The sequence below is a fragment of the Paenirhizobium selenitireducens ATCC BAA-1503 genome, assembly GCF_900492185.1.
Lineage (GTDB): Bacteria > Pseudomonadota > Alphaproteobacteria > Rhizobiales > Rhizobiaceae > Allorhizobium > Allorhizobium selenitireducens_A.
Genome location: NZ_UEYP01000003.1, coordinates 46,888 through 67,046, shown reverse-complemented (window position 1 = coordinate 67,046; position 20,159 = coordinate 46,888). Strand labels below are relative to the sequence as shown.

17 protein-coding genes are annotated in these 20,159 nt (G+C 64.0%); 13 read left to right on the top strand and 4 right to left on the bottom strand.

The genetic code is table 11. The features are described from left to right. Positions 1-7 precede the first annotated feature (7 nt). Both RHIZ70P_RS06485 and RHIZ70P_RS06480 read left to right on the top strand, forming a co-directional pair. Complete coding sequence (locus RHIZ70P_RS06485) at positions 8-1,123, top strand: branched-chain amino acid ABC transporter substrate-binding protein (RefSeq protein ID WP_115669589.1); 1,116 nt, start codon at positions 8-10, stop codon at positions 1,121-1,123. Between the two features lie 220 nt (positions 1,124-1,343). Beyond that, the gene (locus RHIZ70P_RS06480; RefSeq protein ID WP_115669588.1) at positions 1,344-2,990 is read left to right on the top strand and encodes an acyl-CoA synthetase; all 1,647 of its coding nucleotides are present in this window, start codon (positions 1,344-1,346) and stop codon (positions 2,988-2,990) included. Positions 2,991-3,155: 165 nt separating this feature from the next. On the opposite strand, the gene RHIZ70P_RS06475 is transcribed toward RHIZ70P_RS06480, so the two are convergent. From RHIZ70P_RS06475 to RHIZ70P_RS06460, 4 genes are all read right to left on the bottom strand, one after another. Beyond that, on the bottom strand, positions 3,156-4,079 hold the full coding sequence (locus tag RHIZ70P_RS06475) for a response regulator transcription factor (RefSeq protein ID WP_115669587.1): 924 nt from the start codon (positions 4,077-4,079) through the stop codon (positions 3,156-3,158). Next, the gene (locus tag RHIZ70P_RS06470; RefSeq protein WP_115669586.1) at positions 4,072-7,467 is read right to left on the bottom strand and encodes an ATP-binding protein; all 3,396 of its coding nucleotides are present in this window, start codon (positions 7,465-7,467) and stop codon (positions 4,072-4,074) included. Before RHIZ70P_RS06470 ends, RHIZ70P_RS06475 begins: the two co-directional genes overlap by 8 nt. Before the next feature lie 85 nt (positions 7,468-7,552). Then, positions 7,553-10,108 carry an HWE histidine kinase domain-containing protein gene (locus RHIZ70P_RS06465; protein ID WP_115669585.1) on the bottom strand — a complete coding sequence of 852 codons (2,556 nt, stop codon included), beginning with the start codon at positions 10,106-10,108 and terminating at the stop codon, positions 7,553-7,555. Further along, positions 10,109-10,663 carry a biliverdin-producing heme oxygenase gene (locus RHIZ70P_RS06460; protein WP_115669584.1) on the bottom strand — a complete coding sequence of 185 codons (555 nt, stop codon included), beginning with the start codon at positions 10,661-10,663 and terminating at the stop codon, positions 10,109-10,111. It lies immediately after the preceding gene. 224 nt (positions 10,664-10,887) lie between these two features. Between RHIZ70P_RS06460 and urtA the strand changes: the two genes are divergently transcribed. The 11 genes from urtA to RHIZ70P_RS06405 all read left to right on the top strand — a co-directional run bounded on the left by urtA (position 10,888) and on the right by RHIZ70P_RS06405 (position 20,133). Beyond that, complete coding sequence (gene urtA, locus RHIZ70P_RS06455) at positions 10,888-12,177, top strand: urea ABC transporter substrate-binding protein (protein ID WP_115669583.1); 1,290 nt, start codon at positions 10,888-10,890, stop codon at positions 12,175-12,177. A gap of 198 nt (positions 12,178-12,375) precedes the next feature. Beyond that, positions 12,376-13,980: an urea ABC transporter permease subunit UrtB gene (urtB, locus tag RHIZ70P_RS06450; RefSeq protein WP_115669582.1), complete on the top strand. Its 1,605-nt coding sequence runs from the start codon at positions 12,376-12,378 to the stop codon at positions 13,978-13,980. Further along, a complete protein-coding gene (gene urtC / locus RHIZ70P_RS06445) occupies positions 13,977-15,149 on the top strand; it encodes an urea ABC transporter permease subunit UrtC (RefSeq protein ID WP_115669581.1) in 1,173 nt (390 codons plus the stop codon). The genes urtB and urtC overlap by 4 nt, the downstream gene beginning before the upstream one ends. Before the next feature lie 5 nt (positions 15,150-15,154). Then, a complete protein-coding gene (gene urtD / locus RHIZ70P_RS06440) occupies positions 15,155-15,907 on the top strand; it encodes an urea ABC transporter ATP-binding protein UrtD (RefSeq protein ID WP_115669580.1) in 753 nt (250 codons plus the stop codon). Positions 15,908-16,085: 178 nt separating this feature from the next. Continuing rightward, positions 16,086-16,781, top strand: a complete 696-nt coding sequence (gene urtE / locus RHIZ70P_RS06435) for an urea ABC transporter ATP-binding subunit UrtE (protein ID WP_115669579.1) — start codon at positions 16,086-16,088, stop codon at positions 16,779-16,781. Positions 16,782-16,877: 96 nt separating this feature from the next. Next, the gene (locus tag RHIZ70P_RS06430; protein WP_115669578.1) at positions 16,878-18,026 is read left to right on the top strand and encodes an alpha/beta hydrolase family esterase; all 1,149 of its coding nucleotides are present in this window, start codon (positions 16,878-16,880) and stop codon (positions 18,024-18,026) included. Continuing rightward, positions 17,969-18,787 (top strand): urease accessory protein UreD, encoded by an 819-nt coding sequence (locus tag RHIZ70P_RS06425; RefSeq protein WP_115669577.1) that lies wholly within the window; start codon positions 17,969-17,971, stop codon positions 18,785-18,787. The genes RHIZ70P_RS06430 and RHIZ70P_RS06425 overlap by 58 nt, the downstream gene beginning before the upstream one ends. A 25-nt stretch (positions 18,788-18,812) precedes the next feature. Next, complete coding sequence (locus RHIZ70P_RS06420; RefSeq protein WP_115669576.1) at positions 18,813-19,115, top strand: urease subunit gamma; 303 nt, start codon at positions 18,813-18,815, stop codon at positions 19,113-19,115. Positions 19,116-19,123: 8 nt separating this feature from the next. Next, positions 19,124-19,378, top strand: a complete 255-nt coding sequence (locus RHIZ70P_RS06415) for a DUF1272 domain-containing protein (protein ID WP_115669575.1) — start codon at positions 19,124-19,126, stop codon at positions 19,376-19,378. An 18-nt stretch (positions 19,379-19,396) separates the two neighbouring features. Beyond that, positions 19,397-19,702 carry an urease subunit beta gene (locus tag RHIZ70P_RS06410; protein ID WP_115669574.1) on the top strand — a complete coding sequence of 102 codons (306 nt, stop codon included), beginning with the start codon at positions 19,397-19,399 and terminating at the stop codon, positions 19,700-19,702. Beyond that, positions 19,702-20,133, top strand: coding sequence for a lysozyme inhibitor LprI family protein (locus RHIZ70P_RS06405; RefSeq protein WP_235842165.1), 432 nt, complete (start codon positions 19,702-19,704; stop codon positions 20,131-20,133). Before RHIZ70P_RS06410 ends, RHIZ70P_RS06405 begins: the two co-directional genes overlap by 1 nt. The last annotated feature ends 26 nt before the right edge of the window (positions 20,134-20,159 follow it).

Below are 20,159 nucleotides of genomic sequence, written 5' to 3'. Positions count from 1 at the left end.
TAACAAAATGAAGAAGTCTCTTCTTTCAGCCGTTGCGATTTCCGCAATGGTTGCCTTTTCGGGCAACGCATCGGCTGAGCTTCTGGTCGGTGTCGCAGGTCCGATCACCGGTCCGAACGCCGCCTTCGGTGCACAGCTCCAGAAGGGTGCGGAACAGGCTGCCGCTGACATCAATGCTGCCGGCGGTATCAACGGCGAAATGGTGAAGGTTGTTCTGGGCGACGACGTTTCCGACGCCAAGCAGGGCGTATCGGTCGCCAACAAGTTCGTCGCCGACGGCGTCAAGTTCGTTGTTGGTCACTTCAACTCGGGCGTCTCGATTCCGGCTTCGGAAGTCTATGCCGAAAACGGCATCCTGCAGATCACCCCGGCTTCGACGAACCCGACCTTCACCGAGCGCGGCATGTGGAACACCTTCCGCACCTGCGGCCGTGACGACCAGCAGGGCGCTGTTGCCGGCAAGTACATCGCCGACAACTTCAAGGACGTGAAGGTCGCCGTCATCCATGACAAGACCCCCTATGGTCAGGGCCTTGCCGACGAAACCAAGAAGGCAATGAACGGCCTTGGCATCACCGAAGCCATGTACGAAGGCATCACCGCCGGCGACAAGGACTACTCGGCCCTGATCTCCAAGATGAAGGAAGCCGGCATCGGCGTCGTCTACTTCGGCGGTCTGCACACCGAAGCCGGCCTGATCATGCGCCAGATGGCCGATGGCGGCCTCAAGGCAACCCTGATGTCGGGCGATGGCATCACCTCGAACGAACTGGCTTCGATCGCCGGGGACGCCGTCAACGGCACCCTGATGACCTTCCCGCCGGATCCGCGCAAGAACCCGAACGCAGCTGACGCCGTCAAGAAGTTCCGCGACGCCGGCTTCGAACCGGAAGCCTACACGCTGTACTCCTATGCTGGCCTCCAGGTCATCGCGGAAGCGGCAAAGAAGGCCGGCTCGAACGATCCGGAAGCCGTAGCCGCAGCGCTGAAGGAAAAGGGTCCGTACACGACCGTCATCGGCGAACTCGGCTTCGACGCCAAGGGCGATATCACCCGTCCGGACTATGTCATGTACACCTGGAAGAAGGGCGAGGACGGCAAGTACTCGTACTTCCAGGACTAAGATCGAATTTCGATCATTTGCCGAAAGGCAAGGGAGCCCGGCCATCGCGCCGGGCTTTTCCGTTTTCGATGGCCAGCCCGGCGAAGGGTTGGCGCATCCAAAAGCGTCCGTCGGATTGTCGGTGGACCAGACCCGATCGATTTAGGCGAAGGGATGATATTGCAGGTTGCGCGGTTTCGGTAATACTGCCCGCTCGAATGAAGTGGGAGGCTCAACGAACATGCAAGGCCCTGTGACGACGTCCGGCGACGGGATCTACGACCGCGAACTCGACAAGAATGCCGCGAACTTTTCCCAGATGACGCCGCTGAGCTTCATCGAGCGCGCAGCCGCCGTCTATCCGGGGCGCCCGGCCGTGGTCTATGGCGAGGTCCGGCGCAATTGGGCGCAGACCTATGACCGGGTCCGGCGACTCGCCAGCGCTCTTTCCAAGCGTGGCATCGGCAAGGGCGACACCGTGGCGGTGATCGCGGCCAACATACCGGAAATGTTCGAGTGCCATTTCGCCGTACCGATGGTCGGCGCGGTGCTCAATGCCATCAATACACGTCTCGACGCCGAGGCGATCGCCTTCATCCTCAACCACGGCGAGGCCCTCCTGCTGATCGTCGACCCGGAGTTTTCCGAGGTCGTGGAGCGTGCCGTCCATATTGCCGGCCGGCCGATCGAGGTGATCGACATCATCGATCCGAGCTTCGAGGGCGGCGATCGACTGGGGGCAGCGACCTATGACGAACTGCTCGCGGACGGCAATGCCGACTTCAAATGGGAGCGTCCGGCCGACGAATGGGATGCGATCAGCCTCAACTACACCTCGGGCACGACCGGTGATCCGAAGGGGGTCGTCTACCATCACCGCGGCGCCTATCTGAACGCGATCGGCAATATCCTCACCTGGAACATGGCCAACCACCCGGTCTATCTGTGGACGCTGCCGATGTTCCACTGCAATGGCTGGTGCTTTCCCTGGACCATTGCCGCTGCCGCTGGCGTTTCCGTTTGCCTGCGCGCCGTGCGGGTCGAGCCGATCTACGAACTGATCAAGAGCGAGAAGGTCACGCATTTCTGCGGCGCGCCGATCGTGCTCAATCTTATCGCCCATGCGCCGGACGAGCTGAAGACCGGTATCGACCACAAGGTCAGCGTCATGACGGCGGGAGCCGCGCCGCCGGCTTCCGTGATCCAGGCGATGGAGGAACTCGGCTTCGACGTGACCCACACCTATGGCCTGACCGAGACCTATGGCCCGGCCGTGGTCTGCGCCTGGCACGACGAGTGGAACGGGCTTGAGATTTCGGAGAAGGCCCGGCTGAAGGCCCGTCAGGGCGTGCGCTATTCGGTGCTCGACGGGCTGATGGTCGCCGATCCGGAAACGCTGGAGCCAGTGCCGAGCGACGGCGAGACGATGGGCGAGATCTTCTTCCGCGGCAACAATGTCATGCGCGGCTATCTGAAGAACCCGTCCTCCTCGGCCAAGGCGTTTTCGGGCGGCTGGTTCCACTCCGGCGACCTCGCGGTCTGCCATCCGGACGGCTATATCGAGATCAAGGACCGTTCAAAGGACATCATTATCTCCGGCGGCGAGAACATTTCATCGATCGAGGTCGAGGGTGTGCTCTACCGCCATCCGGCTGTGATGGAGGCGGCGATCGTCGCGCGACCGGACGAGAAGTGGGGGGAGACCCCTTGCGCCTTCGTCGGGCTGAAACCTGGCGCGACGGTGACCGAGCAGGAGCTGATCGCGTTCTGCCGCGCCAACATGGCGCATTTCAAGGCGCCGAAGACGGTGGTGTTCGGGCCTCTGCCGAAGACCTCGACCGGCAAGATCCAGAAATACGTGCTGCGCGAGAAGGCCAAGGCGCTTTAGGGGTTAGAAACCCCTCCCCAACCCCTCCCCACAAGGGGGAGGGGCTTTGATGCCCCGGCGCCTTCGTCTCATGCGGGCAGAGCGGCGCCGCGAGTCTTCTCCCCCCTTGTGGGGGAGATGGCCGGCAGGCCAGAGGGGGCCTCGCTTGGGCGCAGATGTCCGTGCTCAGTCCACATGCAGCACATGGGCCGCCTTGACGGCCGCCGAGGCGCGGTTTTCCACGCCGAGCTTCACGTAGATCTGTTCCAGATGCTTGTTCACGGTGCGGGCCGACAGGCCCAGAATGTCTGCGATGTCGCGGTTCGCCTTGCCCTTGGCGATCCATAGCAGCACTTCGGCCTCGCGCTGCGTCAGGCCGAACTGGCCGCGCAGGATCTCGTCCTCATGCCGCCGATTGGCGACCGTCAGGCGGAACAGGTATTCGTCCGGGCCAAGCCCGCCGAGGAAGCCGAGCTGCAACTCCGTGCCGCCCTGATGGGTGAAGCAGAAGGCGGTTTCTGCGCCGTGGGCGAGCGCGTCGCGCCGCGCCATCCAGCCGGCAATGGCGCCGGCCACCAAATCCAGCCCGCCGACGCTGCCGGTGGCGCTGTCGGCCAGCCGGGTGGCCTGCGGCGTCGACCAGTGGATCGTGCCGTCTGCGCGCACCGCCAGCAGGTGCCGTCCGGCGGCATCGAGCGCCACGCGGGCGCTCTGGGCCGAGCGGGCATTCGACAGATGGACGCGAATGCGGGCGCGCAGCTCGTCGATGTTGATCGGCTTGGTGAGATAGTCGACACCGCCGGAATCGAGCGCGTGGACGACATGCTCGGTTTCGGTCAGGCCGGTCATGAAGATCACCGGCACCTGGGCGACGACCGGATCGGCCTTGAGCCGGCGGCAGGTCTCGAAGCCGTCCATGCCCGGCATCACCGCGTCGAGCAGGATGAGGTCCGGGCTGATCTTGTCGACGATCGACAGCGCCGCCTGGCCGGAGGTGGCAATCAGCACCGAGAAGCCGGATTGCTCCAGCGCGTCGGTGAGGAAGCCGAGCGCCTCCGGACTGTCATCGACCAGAAGCACGATATCGCGCGGGCGGTTCGCCTCAGTCATGGTTCTTCACCTCCCGAGCATCGACGTCCTTCAGGAAGGCGGCGAAGCCGGCCAGATCGAAGGCCTGGACGAAACCGCGCGAGGCGTCGACGAAGGCGCTGTTCTCCTTGATTTTCGACAGGTCCGCAAGCTTGGCCTCGATGCCGCGCACATAGCCGATCTCGCTCAGGCGGGTAAGTTCGGCAATGTGCGCCTGACCCGGCGAGCCGGCTGGCTGCTCGGCTGCGGCTGAGGGGGCAACCGCCGCCGTGCCTGGCTGCTCGTCGGCATAGATCCAGTCGAGGCCGAGATATCGGGCGAGCTTGTCGCGCAGGCGGCGCACGTCGACCGGCTTGGCGATCGTATCGTCGTGGCCCTCGCCACCGGGGCCCGGCGCGTCGCCGATATTGGCCGAGAGCATGAGGATCGGCGCCGTCTGGCGCGCATCCCGCAGCCTCTCGACCAGTTGCCAGCCGTTCATGCCGGGCATCTGGATGTCGATGAGGAAGAGGTCGGGCCTGACACCCTCGATCAGCGTCAGGCATTCCGGTCCGCCTGCCGCCGTCAGCACGACGAAGTCGAGGGGTGCCAGCACCTCGCGCATCAGGTCGCGGTGATCCTCGTTGTCGTCAACGACGACGATCGTACGGCGCGGGCCGGTATAGGAGACGATCTTGCGCTCGGGGGCGGGGGCCGTGCTGGGGCGGTCGATGGCCGAGAGCATCAGCCGGACCTTGAAGCTCGAGCCCTTGTCCTTCTCGCTTTCGACGGCGATCTCGCCGCCCAGCGTATTGGTCAGAAGCTTGGTGATGGTGAGGCCCAGGCCGAGCCCCGGCATGGGGCGAATATTGTCCGCCTCGCCACGCTGGAAGGGTTCGTAGATCCGCGTCAGGTCGCGCTCGGATATGCCGCGCCCGGTGTCGGAAATCGTGAAGGTCGCCACCTGGCTGCGATAGGCGACCTCGAAGCGCACCGTGCCCCGGTCAGTGAACTTGATGGCGTTGGACAGCAGATTGACAAGGATCTGCCGCAGGCGCTTTTCATCCGTGCGGACATAGAGCGGCACGGCGCGCGAGCGCTCGTGCTCGAAGGTCAGGCCCTTGGCGGCGGCGAGGGGGGCGAACATATCGACCAACTGATCGAGGAAATCCTGGATGTTCAGCTCGTTGGAGAAGACCTGAAGCCGCCCCGCCTCGATCTTGGAAATGTCGAGCAGCCCGTCGATCAGCCCGGAGAGGTGGTCGGCCGAGCGGCGGATGACCTTGATCGCCGACTGGCGGGCGGGCGGGATCGTCTCGTCGCGCTCGAGGATCTGGGCATAGCCGAGAACGGCGTTGAGCGGGGTGCGCAGTTCATGGGACAGGCCGACGACATAGCGGCTCTTGGCCCTGTTGGCGGCCTCCGCCGTCTCCTTGGCGGTCTGCAGCGCCGCATCCGTCTTGCGGTGGGCGGCGATTTCCTTGAGCAGCAGCGTGTTCTGGCGCGAGGATTCCTCTTCCGCCACCACACGGCTGTCATGGGCGAGCACGTAGAACCAGCTGGCGACCCCGGAGATTACCGCCGAGACGAAAAAGACGATCAGCACCGTGCGGTTGACGACATCGGCGGTCTCCGGCGAGGCGGTCGATACCTGGTGGGCGATGAGGGCGAGGATCGCGCCAATCAGCGAAACCGCGACGAGCGCCGTCAAGGCATAGCGGCCAAGCCGGGTGGAAAGCCAGGCCAGCGCCGGTTGGGGCAGGAAGCGGGCGGCGACGGATGTCGCCTGCGCGTGGAGCTTGGCCTGTGGCTTGCACATGTCGTGGCAACGGCTGTCGAGCGAGCAGCACAGCGAACAGATCGGTGCGGCATAGGCCGGGCACCAGGCCATGTCCTCGGGCTCGAACGGGTGTTCGCAGATCGAGCAGGTGATCGAGGTGAGGTTCTTCCAGCTCTGGCGCGGCTTGCGGGCGAGATAGAACTTCCCGCCGGTCGCCCAGGCGATCAGCGGCGAAATCACGAAGGCGATCAACGTAACGAAGGTCGATAGCGAGGCGGCGAGCGGACCGAAAAGGCCGAAATGGGCGGCAAGGGCGATGCCCGCCGACAAGAGCAGAGTGCCGCAGCCGACCGGGTTGATGTCGTAGAGGTGGGCCCGCTTGAATTCGATGCCGGGCGGTGCCAGCCCCAGCGGCTTGTTGACGAAGAGGTCGGCGGAAATGGCGCACAGCCAGCTCATGGCGATGATCGAGAAGATGCCGAGCGTTTCCTCCAGCAGCCGGTAGATACCGAGTTCCATCAGCAGAAGCGCGATCGCCACGTTGAACACCAGCCAGACGACGCGGCCGGGATGGCTGTGGGTTAGCCGCGAGAAGAAGTTCGACCAGGCGAGCGACCCGGCATAGGCGTTCATCACGTTGATCTTCAACTGCGAGATCACCACGAAGCAGGCCATCAGCAGCATGGCCGCCGTCCCGTTCGGGATCATGTAGCCGAAGGCGACGAGATACATATGGGCTGGATCGGCCGCTTCGCTCGCCGGCGCGCCGGTCGACAGCGTCAGCACCGCGAGAAAGGAGCCGGCAAGCAGCTTGGGCACGCCGAGAACGACCCAGCCGGAGCCGGCGAGGAAGACGGCAATGCGGTGGTGCAGCTTTCGCCCGCCCTCGGGCGGCAGGAAGCGCAGGAAGTCGACCTGTTCGCCGATCTGCGGCATCAGGGCGAGAATGACGGCGGAGGCCGCGCCGAATTCTATGAGGTCGAAGGGCGCGGCTGACCCTGTCTGGGCATTGGAATGGCCGATGCCGGCGAAGGATCGCCAGAGGTCGATCTTTTCCCAGTCGAGAAACGCGATGAAGACGAAGGGCAGGATATTGAGCACGATCCAGAAGGGCTGGGTCCACAACTGGAATTTCGAGATCAGCCGCACGCCGTAGGTGACCAGCGGGATCACCACCAGCGCCGAGATGATGTAGCCGATCCAAAGCGGAATGCCGAAGGCGAGCTTGAGCGCGCCGGTCATGATCGAGGCTTCGATGGCAAACAGCATGAAGGTGAAGCTCGCATAGATCAGCGAGGTCACCGTCGAGCCGATGTATCCGAAACCGGCGCCGCGGGTCAGGAGGTCGATGTCGACGCCGTGGCGGATCGCATAGCGGCTGATCGGCTGGCCGACGAGCAGCATCAGGACTGCGGCGGCGATGATGGCGAAGAAGGCGTTGGTGGTGCCGTAGGACAGTGTGATCGTCCCCCCGATGGCCTCGAGCGCCAGAAAGGAGATCGCCCCGATTGCCGTCTGCGAGATCCGGCTCGAGGAGAATTGCCGCGCGCTCTTGGCGGTGAAGCGCAGCGCATAGTCTTCCAGCGTCTGGTCGGCGACCCAGCGATTGTATTCGCGCCGGACCGGGATGATACGTTGGCGTGCGGTCATGCCTAATTAGTAGCCCCTTCGGCGAGAGGGTTGATAATTAGGCAATCTTCACGGGATCGGACGGAAAAGCAAGCGCGGGGTCGGTTTAGCGCGCTTCGCCCCCAGCCTTCTCCAGATAGGCGCCGAGCGCCTTGCGCAGTTGTTCCGTGTCATAGGGCTTGCGCACGACCGGCACGCTCAGCAATTCGACGGGAAGCGCGGTGCGATCGTCGTAGCCTGTGGCAAAGACGAAGGGGACACCGCGTCGCGTCAGTTCCTCGGCGACCGGGACGGAGGTGCCGATGCCGAGATTGATGTCGAGCAGGGCGAAGTCCGGATTGAAGGTCTTCAACTGGTCGAGCGCCATGCCGCTGGAATTGGCCGTGACGACATTGCCGACATTCAGTTCGGCCAGCATGGCTTCCGCATCCATTGCGATGAGGACCTGGTCCTCGACGAGCAACAGCGACATGTTCTCCGTTCCTTTCAGGCTGGATGATGGGTGGGACTGTTCCCTCGCCTCAGCTTGTGCTTCCCTGTCCGCCTGCACATGCAGGAAGCGACCAGGAAAGACCAGACTGGCCCTGAGGCCGGCGGGGTCGAACGTGACCGTGCTCTTGCCGCCAAGATCGAAGGGGATGCTGCGATCGATGAGGGCGGTACCGAAACCGCGGGTGCTGGGAACCTCGACCGGCGGCCCGCCGCTTTCCTGCCAGCTGACTTCGAGATCGCCGTTCGGCCGGGCCTGCCATGTGACGTCGAGCCTGCCGCCCTGAGTCGACAGCGAACCGTACTTGGCGGCATTGGTACAGAGTTCATGGACAACGAGGGCGGCCACCGCATAGGCTCGACCGTCGAGCTGCACGCGCGGTCCATCGAGGTGGATCGTGCCGCTGGCGGAGCGATAGGGCGAGAGTTCGGCCTCGAGAAGGCCCTTGATCTCGCCGCCGCCGCTGCCGCGGATGACCTGGTCATGGGCATGTGACAAAGCCTGGATGCGGCCCTTGAGCGAGGTGATGTACTCCTTGAGCGTCGCGCCATCCTTTGCCGGCGTCGCCACCAGCGACTTGATGACCGCCAGGATGTTCTTCACCCGGTGGTTGAGTTCCTCGTTGAGCAGGCGCTGGCGAACCTCGGCCTTGAGACGCTCCTCCTGCATCAGTTCGCTGTGACGCAGCACGACCTCGACGGTGGCGGAGTGGACGGCGGCGGCGATTTCGCGATCGGCATCGCTCCACGGTTCCGACTGGCGCTCCACGGTTTCCTTCCAGATCGCGAAGCTCTTGCGCGGGGTCAGGCGATCGCCAAGCGGACCGCTTTCATAGGACTTGTCCGGATTGCCGGCCCAGTTGAGCGTCTCCAGCCGTTCCTTGCGGAAGAACAGCAGGCAATCGGTGGAAATATGGGACAGCGGAACGGCCAGGACGCCGGAAACCTCGCGGTGGAAGTCCTCGGCGGGGGGGTAGACCTGGGAAAGGCGATGGGTCGCCCAGACCCTCTTTTCACCGACGCCTGAGATGTAATTCGCCAGGTCCTCGATGGCCGTCGCGGGTGGCGTGTCGCCGATTGCGCACCACTCGCCTTGCAGGAACAAGCCGATGCCGTCGCAAGGCAGGGCCTCGCGGAAATCCGGCAGCGCATCGCACATCAGTTCGAAAACCTCGGTCTTTTCGGAGGCGCGCTGGAAGAACCTGTCCAGCGCACGTCGTGCGGTGGCGACATTTTCCAGTTTGTGCTGCTGCAAGAGCCCGAGCAGATGCATGGAGAAGAAATCGCTGAACATTTCCGCGGCGATCCGCTGCGGCATGCTCAGTGCCTTCGGCGTATAGTGGTGGCAGGCGATCAGTCCCCAGAGCGCCCCGTCGATGATGATCGAGATCGACATGGAGGCGCCGACGCCCATGTTGCGCAGATATTCGAGATGGATCGGCGAGACGCTGCGCAGGTGGGCATAAGACAGGTCGAGCGGCTCGCCCGAGGCGTCGACGGCCGGTTCGATCGGCGTGCGATGGCCTTGAGAATCCGAAATGATGCGGATGGGGTTCTTCAGGTAGAGGGCGCGGGCCTGCTGCGGAATGTCGCTTGCCGGAAAATACTGGCCGAGAAAGCTCTCGAGATCCCCGCGCTTGGCTTCCGCCTCCACCTTGCCGGCGCCGTCATGCTCCAGGCGATAGATCATCACCCGGTCATAACCGAGCACGGCGCGTAGGAGGATGGTGGTCTTGCGCAGCAACTGGTCGGTATTGTCGGTGGTGCGAATGCGGCCGATCAATTCGCGGGCAAGCTGCAAGGGCAGTGCGTCCGCGTCGGGCTGCTCGAATTCCAGAATGGCATGGCCGGCATGGCGGTGGACGGTCACGTCGAAGACGCGGCCATTTCCAATTGCCAATTGCGGCAGCAGTGCCGGGCGGGATGCGTCGGGAGCGGCGGCGAGCGCGTTGCGAATGGCATGCGTCGCCACGCCGCCGAGCGCGACTGTCAGATTGGTGCCGTTGAGCGGCCCCTCGAAATCGAGCATCGCGCCGGCATTGGTCGAATGGCGAATGATCACGCCGGCCGAGGAATCGCAAGCGAGCAGCGCGCCATGCGGCTGGATGCTGCCTGGGACATGAATCGGCTCGCGATCGCAGTTGGTCAGGTTGACGGGCTGGGAGGACGACATTCAGGCTTTCTCGAAAGCATCTAGTGCATGGGCGAAGGTGGCCAGGGCCGCTTGGGCCATAGTTTCATCGTCCACTTCCCTTGCCGAGTCCAGTAACGCGGCAAAGGCGTTCCAGTTCCCGAGGTCGGACGATTGTTTTTGCAGGTGCTCGGCGCCGTTGCCCGCATGAAGCCCGAGCGCGGCCGCGCGCCGAACGAGCAGCCTTGCGCCGAGCGTCGAGCCCTCCAGAACATAGAGGGTTCCAAGCAACCGATCGGCGCACAGGTTCGACATCGGCTGAGCTTCGCTCCGCGCCGTAGCGGCCGGGCTGGCACCGAGCGCTGCAAGATCGCGTTCCAGCGCATCGGCGAGATAGTTCGGCGTAAAGTTGCCGAACTGTGCGGGCAGGCGCGTGGAAGCCAGTTGCGTCTCGATCGGGCGGCGGAAGCCGAGCATGCCTCTGATATAGCGCAGGTAGGCTGGAATATCGGAGAATGTGCCGACGCATTCGTCGAGCCGTTGATGGATGGGGCCGGTTCGTTCGCGGAGAAACTGCCGGCGGGCGGACATGGACATACGAACAATTGGCCTTTGTTAATTTTCGGGTCTCATATGGCCGCTGGACGAGGCAAGGTCAACATGTCGACAGCTAGCGGTTGCTGCCGCCGAGGTCGCCTTTTCCCCCTGGTCTACGTCATATGACGTATAACGTTTTGCGGTGCAGCGTCGGATAGTCCTCTTCAGCAACGGTTAAATTTCATTAACCGACCGGTTGCAAACAAGAAGAGGGGTTCACGACAATGGCATTGAAGACGAAACTCGGCGCCGCGCTGCTTGGCGCCATGCTCTCGACCACCGCAGTCAGCGGCGCGCTGGCCCAGGAAGACACGATCAAGATCGGCGTTCTGCACTCGCTGTCCGGCACCATGGCGATCTCCGAGACGACGCTGAAGGACGCCATGCTGATGCTCGTCGAGGAGCAGAACAAGAAGGGCGGCGTGCTTGGCAAGAAGCTTGAGGCCGTCGTCGTCGACCCGGCCTCCGACTGGCCGCTGTTTGCAGAAAAGGCCCGTCAGCTGATTTCCCAGGACAAGGTTGCCGCCGTGTTCGGTTGCTGGACATCGTCGTCGCGCAAGTCGGTCCTGCCGGTCTTCGAGGAACTGAATTCGATCCTGTTCTATCCGGTCCAGTACGAGGGTGAGGAATCCTCGCGCAACATCTTCTACACGGGTGCTGCCCCCAACCAGCAGGCGATCCCGGCCGTCGACTACCTGGCCGCCGAAGAAGGCGTCGAGCGCTGGGTTCTCGCCGGCACCGACTACGTCTATCCGCAGACGACCAACAAGATCCTCAAGGCCTATCTGATGTCCAAGGGCGTTGCCGAAGAGGACATCATGATCAACTACACGCCGTTCGGTCATTCCGACTGGCAGACCATCGTCTCCGACATCAAGAAGTTCGGCTCGGCCGGCAAGAAGACCGCCGTCGTCTCGACCATCAACGGTGACGCCAACGTGCCGTTCTACAAGGAACTCGGCAACCAGGGCATCAAGGCGGAAGACATCCCGGTCGTCGCCTTCTCGGTCGGTGAAGAAGAACTGGCCGGTCTCGACACCACGCCTCTGGTCGGGCATCTCGCCGCCTGGAACTACTTCCAGTCCGTCGATGCCGACGTCAATGCCGAGTTCATCAAGACCTGGCACGGCTTCACCAAGAACGACAAGCGCGTGACAAACGACCCGATGGAAGCCGCCTATATCGGCTTCAACGCCTGGGTGAAGGCCGTCGAGGCCGCCGGCACCACCGACACGGACGCCGTTCTCGATAGTATCATCGGTGTTTCCGTCCCTAACCTCTCGGGCGGCACCTCCACCGTCATGCCGAACCACCACATCACCAAGCCGGTGCTGATCGGTGAAATCCAGGCCGACGGCCAGTTCGAAATCGTCCAGCAGACGCCGTCCGTCGTTGGCGACGAATGGTCGGATTACCTGCCGGATAGCAAGGACCTGATCTCCGATTGGCGCAAGCCGATGGAATGCGGCAACTTCAACGTCGCCACCGGCAAGTGCGGCGGCAAGGGTAGCTGATCGGCTGAACGTCTGGTGAGTGCCCCTCACCCTAACCCTCTCCCCGTGAACGGGGAGAGGGTCGTGCCCCGCGACACGCAGGCGATGGTCGGTGCGGTCGCGGTGATCGTCCTTCTCCCCGTTCACGGGGAGAAGGTGCCGGCAGGCGGATGAGGGGCTTTTCAGGCACCGCCGCCCCGCCATCCGGGGGACAAAAGAATGCCCATTCGTTTCATCACACTAGTTTTCATCTTCCTCTCCCTCGCCGCGCCCTCCATGGCGCAGAGCGACCCGAAGGATCTCATCAACGCGCTGGGCAAGGCCAATTTCCGCCAGGCCGAGGAACTGCTGACGCAGTTCGCCGCGACGGGCGATGCCCGCGTCGTGCCGGCACTCGAGGCCTTCGCCGAGGGCGATCTCTATGTTCGCAAGGCGGACGGTGCGGTCGTCATCACCAAGGCCGCCGGCGCCAAGCTCTCCGCCATCGATCCGCTGACCGGCGAGGTGGTGGGCGAGGAAGCGAAGGGCGCCTTCACCAAGATCAAGGTCAACAACACTCTGCGCCGCGCCATCCGTTCAGCGCTCGGCGGGCTCACGCTGCTGAGCCCCGATCGCGAGGTCCGGCTTCAGGCGGCCCAGCAGGTGCTGCAATCACCGAGCGCGGAAAATCTCGACCTCGTCGAGGCGGCGCTCGCCAAGGAAACCGACAGCGAGGTCAAGGCCCGCATGGAGGAGGCGCGCGCCGTGTCGCTTTTGGCCTCCGACCGGTCCGTCGAGGAAAAGCGTGCCGCCATCGACATGGTCGCCTCGCTCGGCGGGCGCGAGGCGATCGGCATCCTGATGACCGTGTCCTCGTCGATCGAGGCAAGCCTGAAACCCGATCTCGACAAGGCGATCGCCTCCATCGAGGGCGATCTGGCGCTGTGGGATGCCGCGCAAAACGTCTGGTACGGCATCTCGCTCGGTTCCGTCCTGCTGCTCGCGGCCATCGGCCTTGCCATTACCTTCGGCGTGATGGGCATCATCAACATGGCGCATGGCGAGATGGTGATGATCGGCGCCTATTCCACCTTCATGGTCCAGCAGGTGATCCGCACCTCCTATCCGGGTCTGTTCGACTGGTCGCTGGCCGTCGCGCTACCGGTCGCCTTCCTCGTCACCGCCGCCATTGGCCTCGTGATCGAGCGCGGCGTCATTCGCTTCCTCTACGGCCGGCCGCTCGAAACCCTGCTCGCCACCTGGGGGATTTCGCTGATCCTGCAGCAGGCGATCCGCACCATCTTCGGCCCCACCAATCAGGAGGTCGGCAACCCCTCGTGGATGTCCGGATCGTTTGATCTGGGCGGGCTGACGATCACCTGGAACCGCATGTGGATCGTGCTGTTCTCGCTCACCATCTTCTTTGCCCTGCTGACGCTGATGAAGCGCTCGGCCTTCGGCCTGCAGATGCGCGCCGTCACCCAGAACCGCCGCATGGCATCATCGATGGGCATCCGCACCCCGTGGGTCGACGCCTTCACCTTCGCGCTCGGCTCCGGCATCGCCGGGATCGCCGGGGTGGCGCTCAGCCAGATCGACAATGTCAGCCCGAACCTCGGCCAGGCCTATATCATCGACTCATTCATGGTCGTGGTGTTCGGCGGCGTGGGCAATCTCTGGGGCACGTTTGTCGGCGCGCTGTCGCTCGGCGTGCTCAACAAGTTCCTCGAACCCTCGGTCGGCGCCGTGCTCGGCAAGATCCTCGTGCTCGTGCTGATCATTCTCTTCATCCAGAAGCGGCCGCGCGGGCTCTTCGCGCTCAAGGGAAGGGCGGTGGAAGCATGATCACGGGCTTCATCTTCAGGGCACTCGAAGGCAAGATCCTCGTCGCCGTCGCCATTCTTCTCGGCGTCGCGCTCATCGTCCCGGCGCTCAACCTGCTCACCCCGGCGGACAGCGTCTTCCACATCCCGACCTATGCCGTGTCGTTGATGGGCAAGTATCTCTGCTACGCGCTTCTGGCGCTGGCGCTCGACCTGGTCTGGGGCTATTGCGGCATTCTCTCGCTCGGCCACGGGGCCTTCTTCGCGCTCGGCGGCTATGCCATGGGCATGTACCTGATGCGCCAGATCGGCAGCCGCGGCGTCTATGGCAATCCGATCCTGCCGGACTTCATGGTCTTCCTCAACTGGAAGGAACTGCCGTGGTTCTGGCACGGCTTGGACATGTTCTGGTTCGCCATGCTGATGGTGCTGGTCGTGCCCGGCCTGCTTGCCTTCGTCTTCGGCTGGTTCGCCTTCCGCTCCCGCGTCAACGGCGTTTATCTCTCGATCATCACCCAGGCGATGACCTATGCGCTGCTCTTGGCCTTCTTCCGCAATGACATGGGCTTCGGCGGCAATAACGGCTTGACCGACTTCAAGGAAATCATCGGCTTCAACGTCCAGGCCGACGGAACTCGCGCCGTGCTGTTCGCGCTCTCGGCGATCATGCTGTCGCTCTGCCTGGTGATCTCGTCGGCGATTGTGCGCTCCAAGTTCGGCAAGGTTCTGGTCGGCGTGCGCGATGCCGAAAGCCGCGTGCGCTTCCTCGGCTACCGGGTCGAGAACATCAAGCTCTTCACCTTCACCGTCTCGGCGATGATGGCGGGCATTGCCGGCGCGCTGTTCGTGCCGCAGGTCGGAATCATCAATCCGGGCGAGTTCGCGCCAGCCAACTCGATCGAAGTGGTGGTGTGGACCGCCGTCGGCGGGCGCGGCACGCTGATCGGGCCGATCATCGGTGCGCTGATGGTCAATGCCGGAAAGAGCTATTTCACCGGCGCGTTTCCGGAACTCTGGCTGTTCGCGCTCGGCGGGCTGTTCATCGGGGTGACGCTGTTCCTGCCGAAGGGCGTCGTCGGCACGATCCAGCAGCGCCACGCGGCGCGCCGGGACCGCAAGGCGGCGGACGATGCCGCCAACAATGACAAGGCATCCGACGCGGCGCTGCCGGTCGGCCAGGCGGCGGAGTGAAGGCCATGAGTGACAGGAAACCGACGAGCATCCTCTATCTCGACGGCGTGTCCGTCTCCTTCGACGGCTTCAAGGCATTGAATTCGCTGTCCTTCGTCGTCGAGCCCGGGGAGTTGCGGGCGATCATCGGCCCGAACGGCGCCGGCAAGACGACGATGATGGACATCATCACCGGCAAGACCCGGCCCGATAGCGGCGAGGTGTTCTTCAATGGTGAGGTGGATCTCACCAAGAAGGACGAGGCCGAAATCGCCCAGCTCGGCATCGGCCGCAAGTTCCAGAAGCCGACCGTGTTCGAGAGCCATACCGTCTGGGACAATCTCGAACTGGCGCTCAACCGCGACCGCGGCGTGTTCGGCACGCTGTTCTACCGGCTGACGGCCGAGGACAAGACGCGCATCGAGGAGATCCTCGAAACCGTGCGGCTGACGGCGCGAAAGGGCGATCTCGCCGCCAATCTCAGCCATGGCCAGAAGCAATGGCTGGAGATCGGCATGCTGCTCGCGCAGGAACCCAAGCTGCTTCTGGTCGACGAGCCGGTGGCCGGCATGACCGATGCCGAAACCGCGGAAACGGCGATCCTGCTCAAGGAAATCGCCAAGACCCGCTCCGTCGTCGTCGTCGAACACGACATGGGCTTCATCCGCGATCTCGGGGTGAAGGTGACGTGTCTTGCCGAAGGTTCGGTGCTGGCCGAAGGCTCGATCGATTTCGTCTCGGCCGATCCGAAGGTGATCGAGAACTATCTGGGGCGGTGAGGATGATGAGGCGTGCTTTTCCCCTCCCCAACCCCTCCCCACAAGGGGGAGGGGCTGTCTCCGCCGCCGGTCTCGGCTTTTGGGGCAGACGCTATCGGCCCGGTCTCTCCCCCCTTGTGGGGGAGATGGCCGGCAGGCCAGAGGGGGTCTTTTTCTTGCTTATTCGGGGGACGAACCCATGCTGAAAGTCGACAACATCAACCTCCACTACGGCGCCGCCCAGGCGCTCAGGGGCGTCTCCATCAAGGCGGAGATGGGCAAGATCACCTGCGTGCTCGGCCGCAACGGCGTGGGCAAGTCGTCGCTCCTGCGCGCCGTCACCGGCCAGCATGGCGTCTCGGCGGGTACGATCGCCTTCGACGGCGTGACGCTCAACGGCATGGCGCCGTTCAACCGGGCGCGGGCCGGCATCGGCTATGTGCCGCAGGGGCGGGAAATCTTTCCGCTCCTGACGGTCAAGGAAAATCTCGAGACCGGTTATGCGCCGCTGCCACGCAAGGAACGCGCCATTCCGGACGAAATCTTCAGCCTTTTCCCGGTCCTGCAAACCATGCTGTCGCGGCGCGGCGGCGATCTTTCGGGCGGGCAGCAGCAGCAGCTCGCCATCGGCCGGGCCATGGTGACGCGGCCCAGGATCCTGGTGCTCGACGAGCCGACCGAGGGCATCCAGCCGTCGATCATCAAGGATATCGGCCGGGCGATCCAATATCTGCGCGATTCCACCGGCATGGCGATCCTGCTGGTCGAGCAATATCTCGATTTCTGCCGCGAACTCGCCGACCATGTCTACATCATGGATCGTGGCGAAATCGTTCACGAAGGTGCGGCCGAAACGCTGGACACGGCCGAGGCGCGCCGCCACCTGACTGTATGATCCTGCAAAGCAGGGTTGATGAATTATTAGTGAAATATGGTTGATGCTGGGGATCAGCGTGGTATGGACACGCATCTGCTAACAGAAGGCATAGCCATGACAACCAGCACGGTTCCGAACCGTCTGCGGGGCGGCAAAACCGTTGGCCTGCTCGCGACGGCGATCTTTTCCTTTCTCGGGCTTGCGGAAGGCGCATCGGCCTCGGGCTGCGGCGAAGCCTTGCCGGCCGGCCGGCACGATCTGTCCATCCAGTCCGACGGGATCGAACGGTCGGCGGTCTATTTCATCCCTTCCGCCTATGACGGAAAGCGCAAGCTGCCGCTGGTCTTCGACTTTCACGGCTCCAACAGCCATCCGGACGGCCAGATGAACCGCAGCCGCTGGGACGAGGTGGCCGAGCGCGAGGGTTTCATCGTCATGGCACTTCAGGGTAGTCTCGACGGCAGCGTGCCGGGTACCCATGCGTGGAACGTGCCGGGGGTCAATCCGCTGCCCGGCGTCAGCCGCGGCAACGGTCTCGACGAAGGCCAATTCATCGCGGATGCGGTCGAGACGGCGAAGAAGAGCTTCTGCGTCGATCCGGCCCGGATCTACGCCTCCGGCTATTCCGGCGGCGGGCGGATGCTGTCGCAATATGTCTGCGACGGCCACGGCGATTTTGCCGCGGCCGGCTTCGTCATGGGCCTGCGTGCCGGCTATCCGGAGCAGGAGGACGGTGTCTGGCGGCCGCTCAAGACGAGCTGCCAGCCGGCCAAGCCGATCTCGATCATCGCCTTTTCCGGGTTGAAGGATCACGTCAATCCGTTTGCCGGCGGCGGCAAGCCCTATTGGCAATATGGCGGTGAGGTCGCGGTCAAGCGTTGGGCCGAGCTCAACGGTTGCGACGATCGCGCACTTACCGACAAGGGTGAGGCCGTGACCGTCACGACCTATCCCGGCTGCCGGGCCGGGGCCAGCGTGATGTCCTATGTGATCGCCGATGCCACCCACGACTGGCCGGGAAGAAATATCCGCTTCCGCCTTGCCTCGACCGGGGAAGACGCGATCCGGGAGGTTGATGCTACCGGCAGAATGTGGGACTTCTTTCGCAGTGCGGGAGGGGAGCTGATGGCCGCGTCGAGCGCCAAGGCGACCTGCACCGACACGACAACAACCGCCACGAACAACAAGGGCGGGCAGGGAACAGCGTGCAGACAGCCAGTCAAACCAGACCTCAGCGCGCCCGGGGCGTCGGAAGGCTTGTGACCAAGCCGCTCGGCGGGCGCACGCGCCTCGCCGAGCTTTATCAGGAGGGGGCGGCCAAGATCCGCCTGCCGCAGACCTTCACCGCCGAAATGGAGGCGGTCATCATCAACACCGCCGGCGGGCTGACCGGCGGGGACCGCATGGACTGGTCGTTTTCCGCCGGTCCCGACACGTTCCTGACCGCGACCACCCAGGCCTGCGAAAAGGTCTACAAGGCCTCTGCCGGCGCAGCCGAAGTCGTCACCCGCATCGAGGCCGCCGCCGGGTCAAAGGTCCACTGGCTGCCCCAGGAATCCATTCTCTTCGACAATGCAGCGCTGTCGCGCCGGCTCGAGGTCGATCTCGACGAGAGCGCCGAATTCGTCGCCGTCGAGGCGATCCTGCTCGGCCGCAAGGCCATGGGCGAGGCCATGGCTGAGGGCATGGTGCGCGACCGCTGGCGCATCCGCCGCTGCGGCCGGCTGATCCATGCCGAGGACCTGCGCATGGAGGGTGATGTGGCTGGGCTAACGGCTTCGGCGGCCGTGCTTGCCGGCAAGGTCGCCTTTGCCACCGTGCTCTACACCGGACCGCTTTGCGAGGCACTGCTGCCCAAGGTGCGCGCCGCGCTCGGCGATAGCTTGTGCGGCGCCAGCCAGTGGAACGGGAAGCTGGTCGCCCGGCTTGCGGCCGAAGATGGGTACACCTTGCGAAAAAGCCTGATCCCGGTGATTTCCGTCTTGCGCGGCGGGGCGTCAGTGCCGAAAGTCTGGAATCTATGACAGTGATCAAGAACGTGGAGCGGTCATGAACCTGAGCCCGAGGGAAAAAGACAAACTGCTGATCGCCATGGCGGCCATGGTGGCGCGGCGCCGGCTGGAGCGGGGCGTCAAGCTCAACTACCCGGAAGCCATCGCGCTGATCAGCGATTTCGTCGTCGAGGGGGCGCGTGACGGCCGTCCGGTGGCCGAGTTGATGGAGGCCGGTGCCCATGTCATCACCCGTGACCAGGTCATGGAGGGCATCGCCGAGATGATCCACGACGTGCAGGTCGAGGCGACCTTTCCCGACGGCACCAAGCTGGTGACCGTCCACGAACCGATCCGCTGAGGAGACTTATGCTGGCACTTCGGCCCAATTGCGAATGCTGCGACCGGGACCTGCCGCCGGAAAGCCGCGACGCGCTGATCTGCAGCTTCGAATGCACCTTCTGCAGCGACTGCGCGGCGCGCGTGCTCGCCGGCTTCTGCCCGAACTGCGGCGGGGAACTGGTGCGCCGACCGATCTGGCTGGCCACGAAACTCGTAAACAATCCAGCGTCGACCATACGCGTCTTCAAGGCCGAGGGCTGCAAGCCCGTCAAGGCCGCCTGATCAAGGGAGGGACTGTCCATGATCCCCGGTGAAATCATTGCCGCCGACGGCGAGATCGAACTCAATGCCGGTCAGCCGACCGTGACGATCGAAGTGTCCAACACCGGCGACCGTCCGGTGCAGGTCGGCAGCCACTATCATTTCTTCGAGACCAATGCCGGGCTTTCCTTCGACCGCGACACGGCGCGCGGCATGCGGCTCGACATTCCGGCCGGAACCGCCGTGCGCTTCGAGCCCGGCCAGACGCGGCAGGTTACGTTGATCCCCCTTTCCGGCAAGCGGGAGGTCTACGGTTTCCGGCAGAAGGTCATGGGGGCTCTCTGATGCGGCGGGTGAAGACGATGACGCGACTGCTGGCAATTGGAGGCCTTGCCACGCTGATGGCCCTGCCGGTCTCGGCCGAGGAGGAGCCGATCATCAAGTGCGAGGATGCGGTCACCCAGTCGGAGATGACCCTCTGCGCCGTGCAGGAGCATGAGGCGGCGGACAAGGCGCTCAACGAGCAATGGCCCAAGACCAAGAAGGCCGTTGCCGACTGGGACGCCGCGCTCGACGAGGATCAGCGCGGCGGCGTCGATGCCCTGATGAAGGCGCAGAGGGCGTGGATCCAGTATCGCGATGCCCATTGCGACGTCGAAGGCTTTTCGGTGCGTGGCGGCACGCTTGAGCCCGCCATCATCGAGCTCTGCCTGGCCGACCTGACGCGCAAGCGGACGGCGGAGCTGGAAGACCTCGTCAACGGCTTCGGCAACTGACGATCGGAGAGAGATGGGACAGAGCA

What these genes read in the sequence shown, in the direction of transcription:
- RHIZ70P_RS06485 (WP_115669589.1), top strand. Translation starts at nt 8, where the DNA reads ATGAAGAAGTCTCTTCTTTCAGCCGTTGCGATTTCCGCAATGGTTGCC.
- RHIZ70P_RS06480 (WP_115669588.1), top strand. Translation starts at nt 1,344, where the DNA reads ATGCAAGGCCCTGTGACGACGTCCGGCGACGGGATCTACGACCGCGAA.
- RHIZ70P_RS06475 (WP_115669587.1), bottom strand. Translation starts at nt 4,079, where the DNA reads ATGACTGAGGCGAACCGCCCGCGCGATATCGTGCTTCTGGTCGATGAC.
- RHIZ70P_RS06470 (WP_115669586.1), bottom strand. Translation starts at nt 7,467, where the DNA reads ATGACCGCACGCCAACGTATCATCCCGGTCCGGCGCGAATACAATCGC.
- RHIZ70P_RS06465 (WP_115669585.1), bottom strand. Translation starts at nt 10,108, where the DNA reads ATGTCGTCCTCCCAGCCCGTCAACCTGACCAACTGCGATCGCGAGCCG.
- RHIZ70P_RS06460 (WP_115669584.1), bottom strand. Translation starts at nt 10,663, where the DNA reads ATGTCCATGTCCGCCCGCCGGCAGTTTCTCCGCGAACGAACCGGCCCC.
- urtA (WP_115669583.1), top strand. Translation starts at nt 10,888, where the DNA reads ATGGCATTGAAGACGAAACTCGGCGCCGCGCTGCTTGGCGCCATGCTC.
- urtB (WP_115669582.1), top strand. Translation starts at nt 12,376, where the DNA reads ATGCCCATTCGTTTCATCACACTAGTTTTCATCTTCCTCTCCCTCGCC.
- urtC (WP_115669581.1), top strand. Translation starts at nt 13,977, where the DNA reads ATGATCACGGGCTTCATCTTCAGGGCACTCGAAGGCAAGATCCTCGTC.
- urtD (WP_115669580.1), top strand. Translation starts at nt 15,155, where the DNA reads ATGAGTGACAGGAAACCGACGAGCATCCTCTATCTCGACGGCGTGTCC.
- urtE (WP_115669579.1), top strand. Translation starts at nt 16,086, where the DNA reads ATGCTGAAAGTCGACAACATCAACCTCCACTACGGCGCCGCCCAGGCG.
- RHIZ70P_RS06430 (WP_115669578.1), top strand. Translation starts at nt 16,878, where the DNA reads ATGACAACCAGCACGGTTCCGAACCGTCTGCGGGGCGGCAAAACCGTT.
- RHIZ70P_RS06420 (WP_115669576.1), top strand. Translation starts at nt 18,813, where the DNA reads ATGAACCTGAGCCCGAGGGAAAAAGACAAACTGCTGATCGCCATGGCG.
- RHIZ70P_RS06415 (WP_115669575.1), top strand. Translation starts at nt 19,124, where the DNA reads ATGCTGGCACTTCGGCCCAATTGCGAATGCTGCGACCGGGACCTGCCG.
- RHIZ70P_RS06410 (WP_115669574.1), top strand. Translation starts at nt 19,397, where the DNA reads ATGATCCCCGGTGAAATCATTGCCGCCGACGGCGAGATCGAACTCAAT.
- RHIZ70P_RS06405 (WP_235842165.1), top strand. Translation starts at nt 19,702, where the DNA reads ATGCGGCGGGTGAAGACGATGACGCGACTGCTGGCAATTGGAGGCCTT.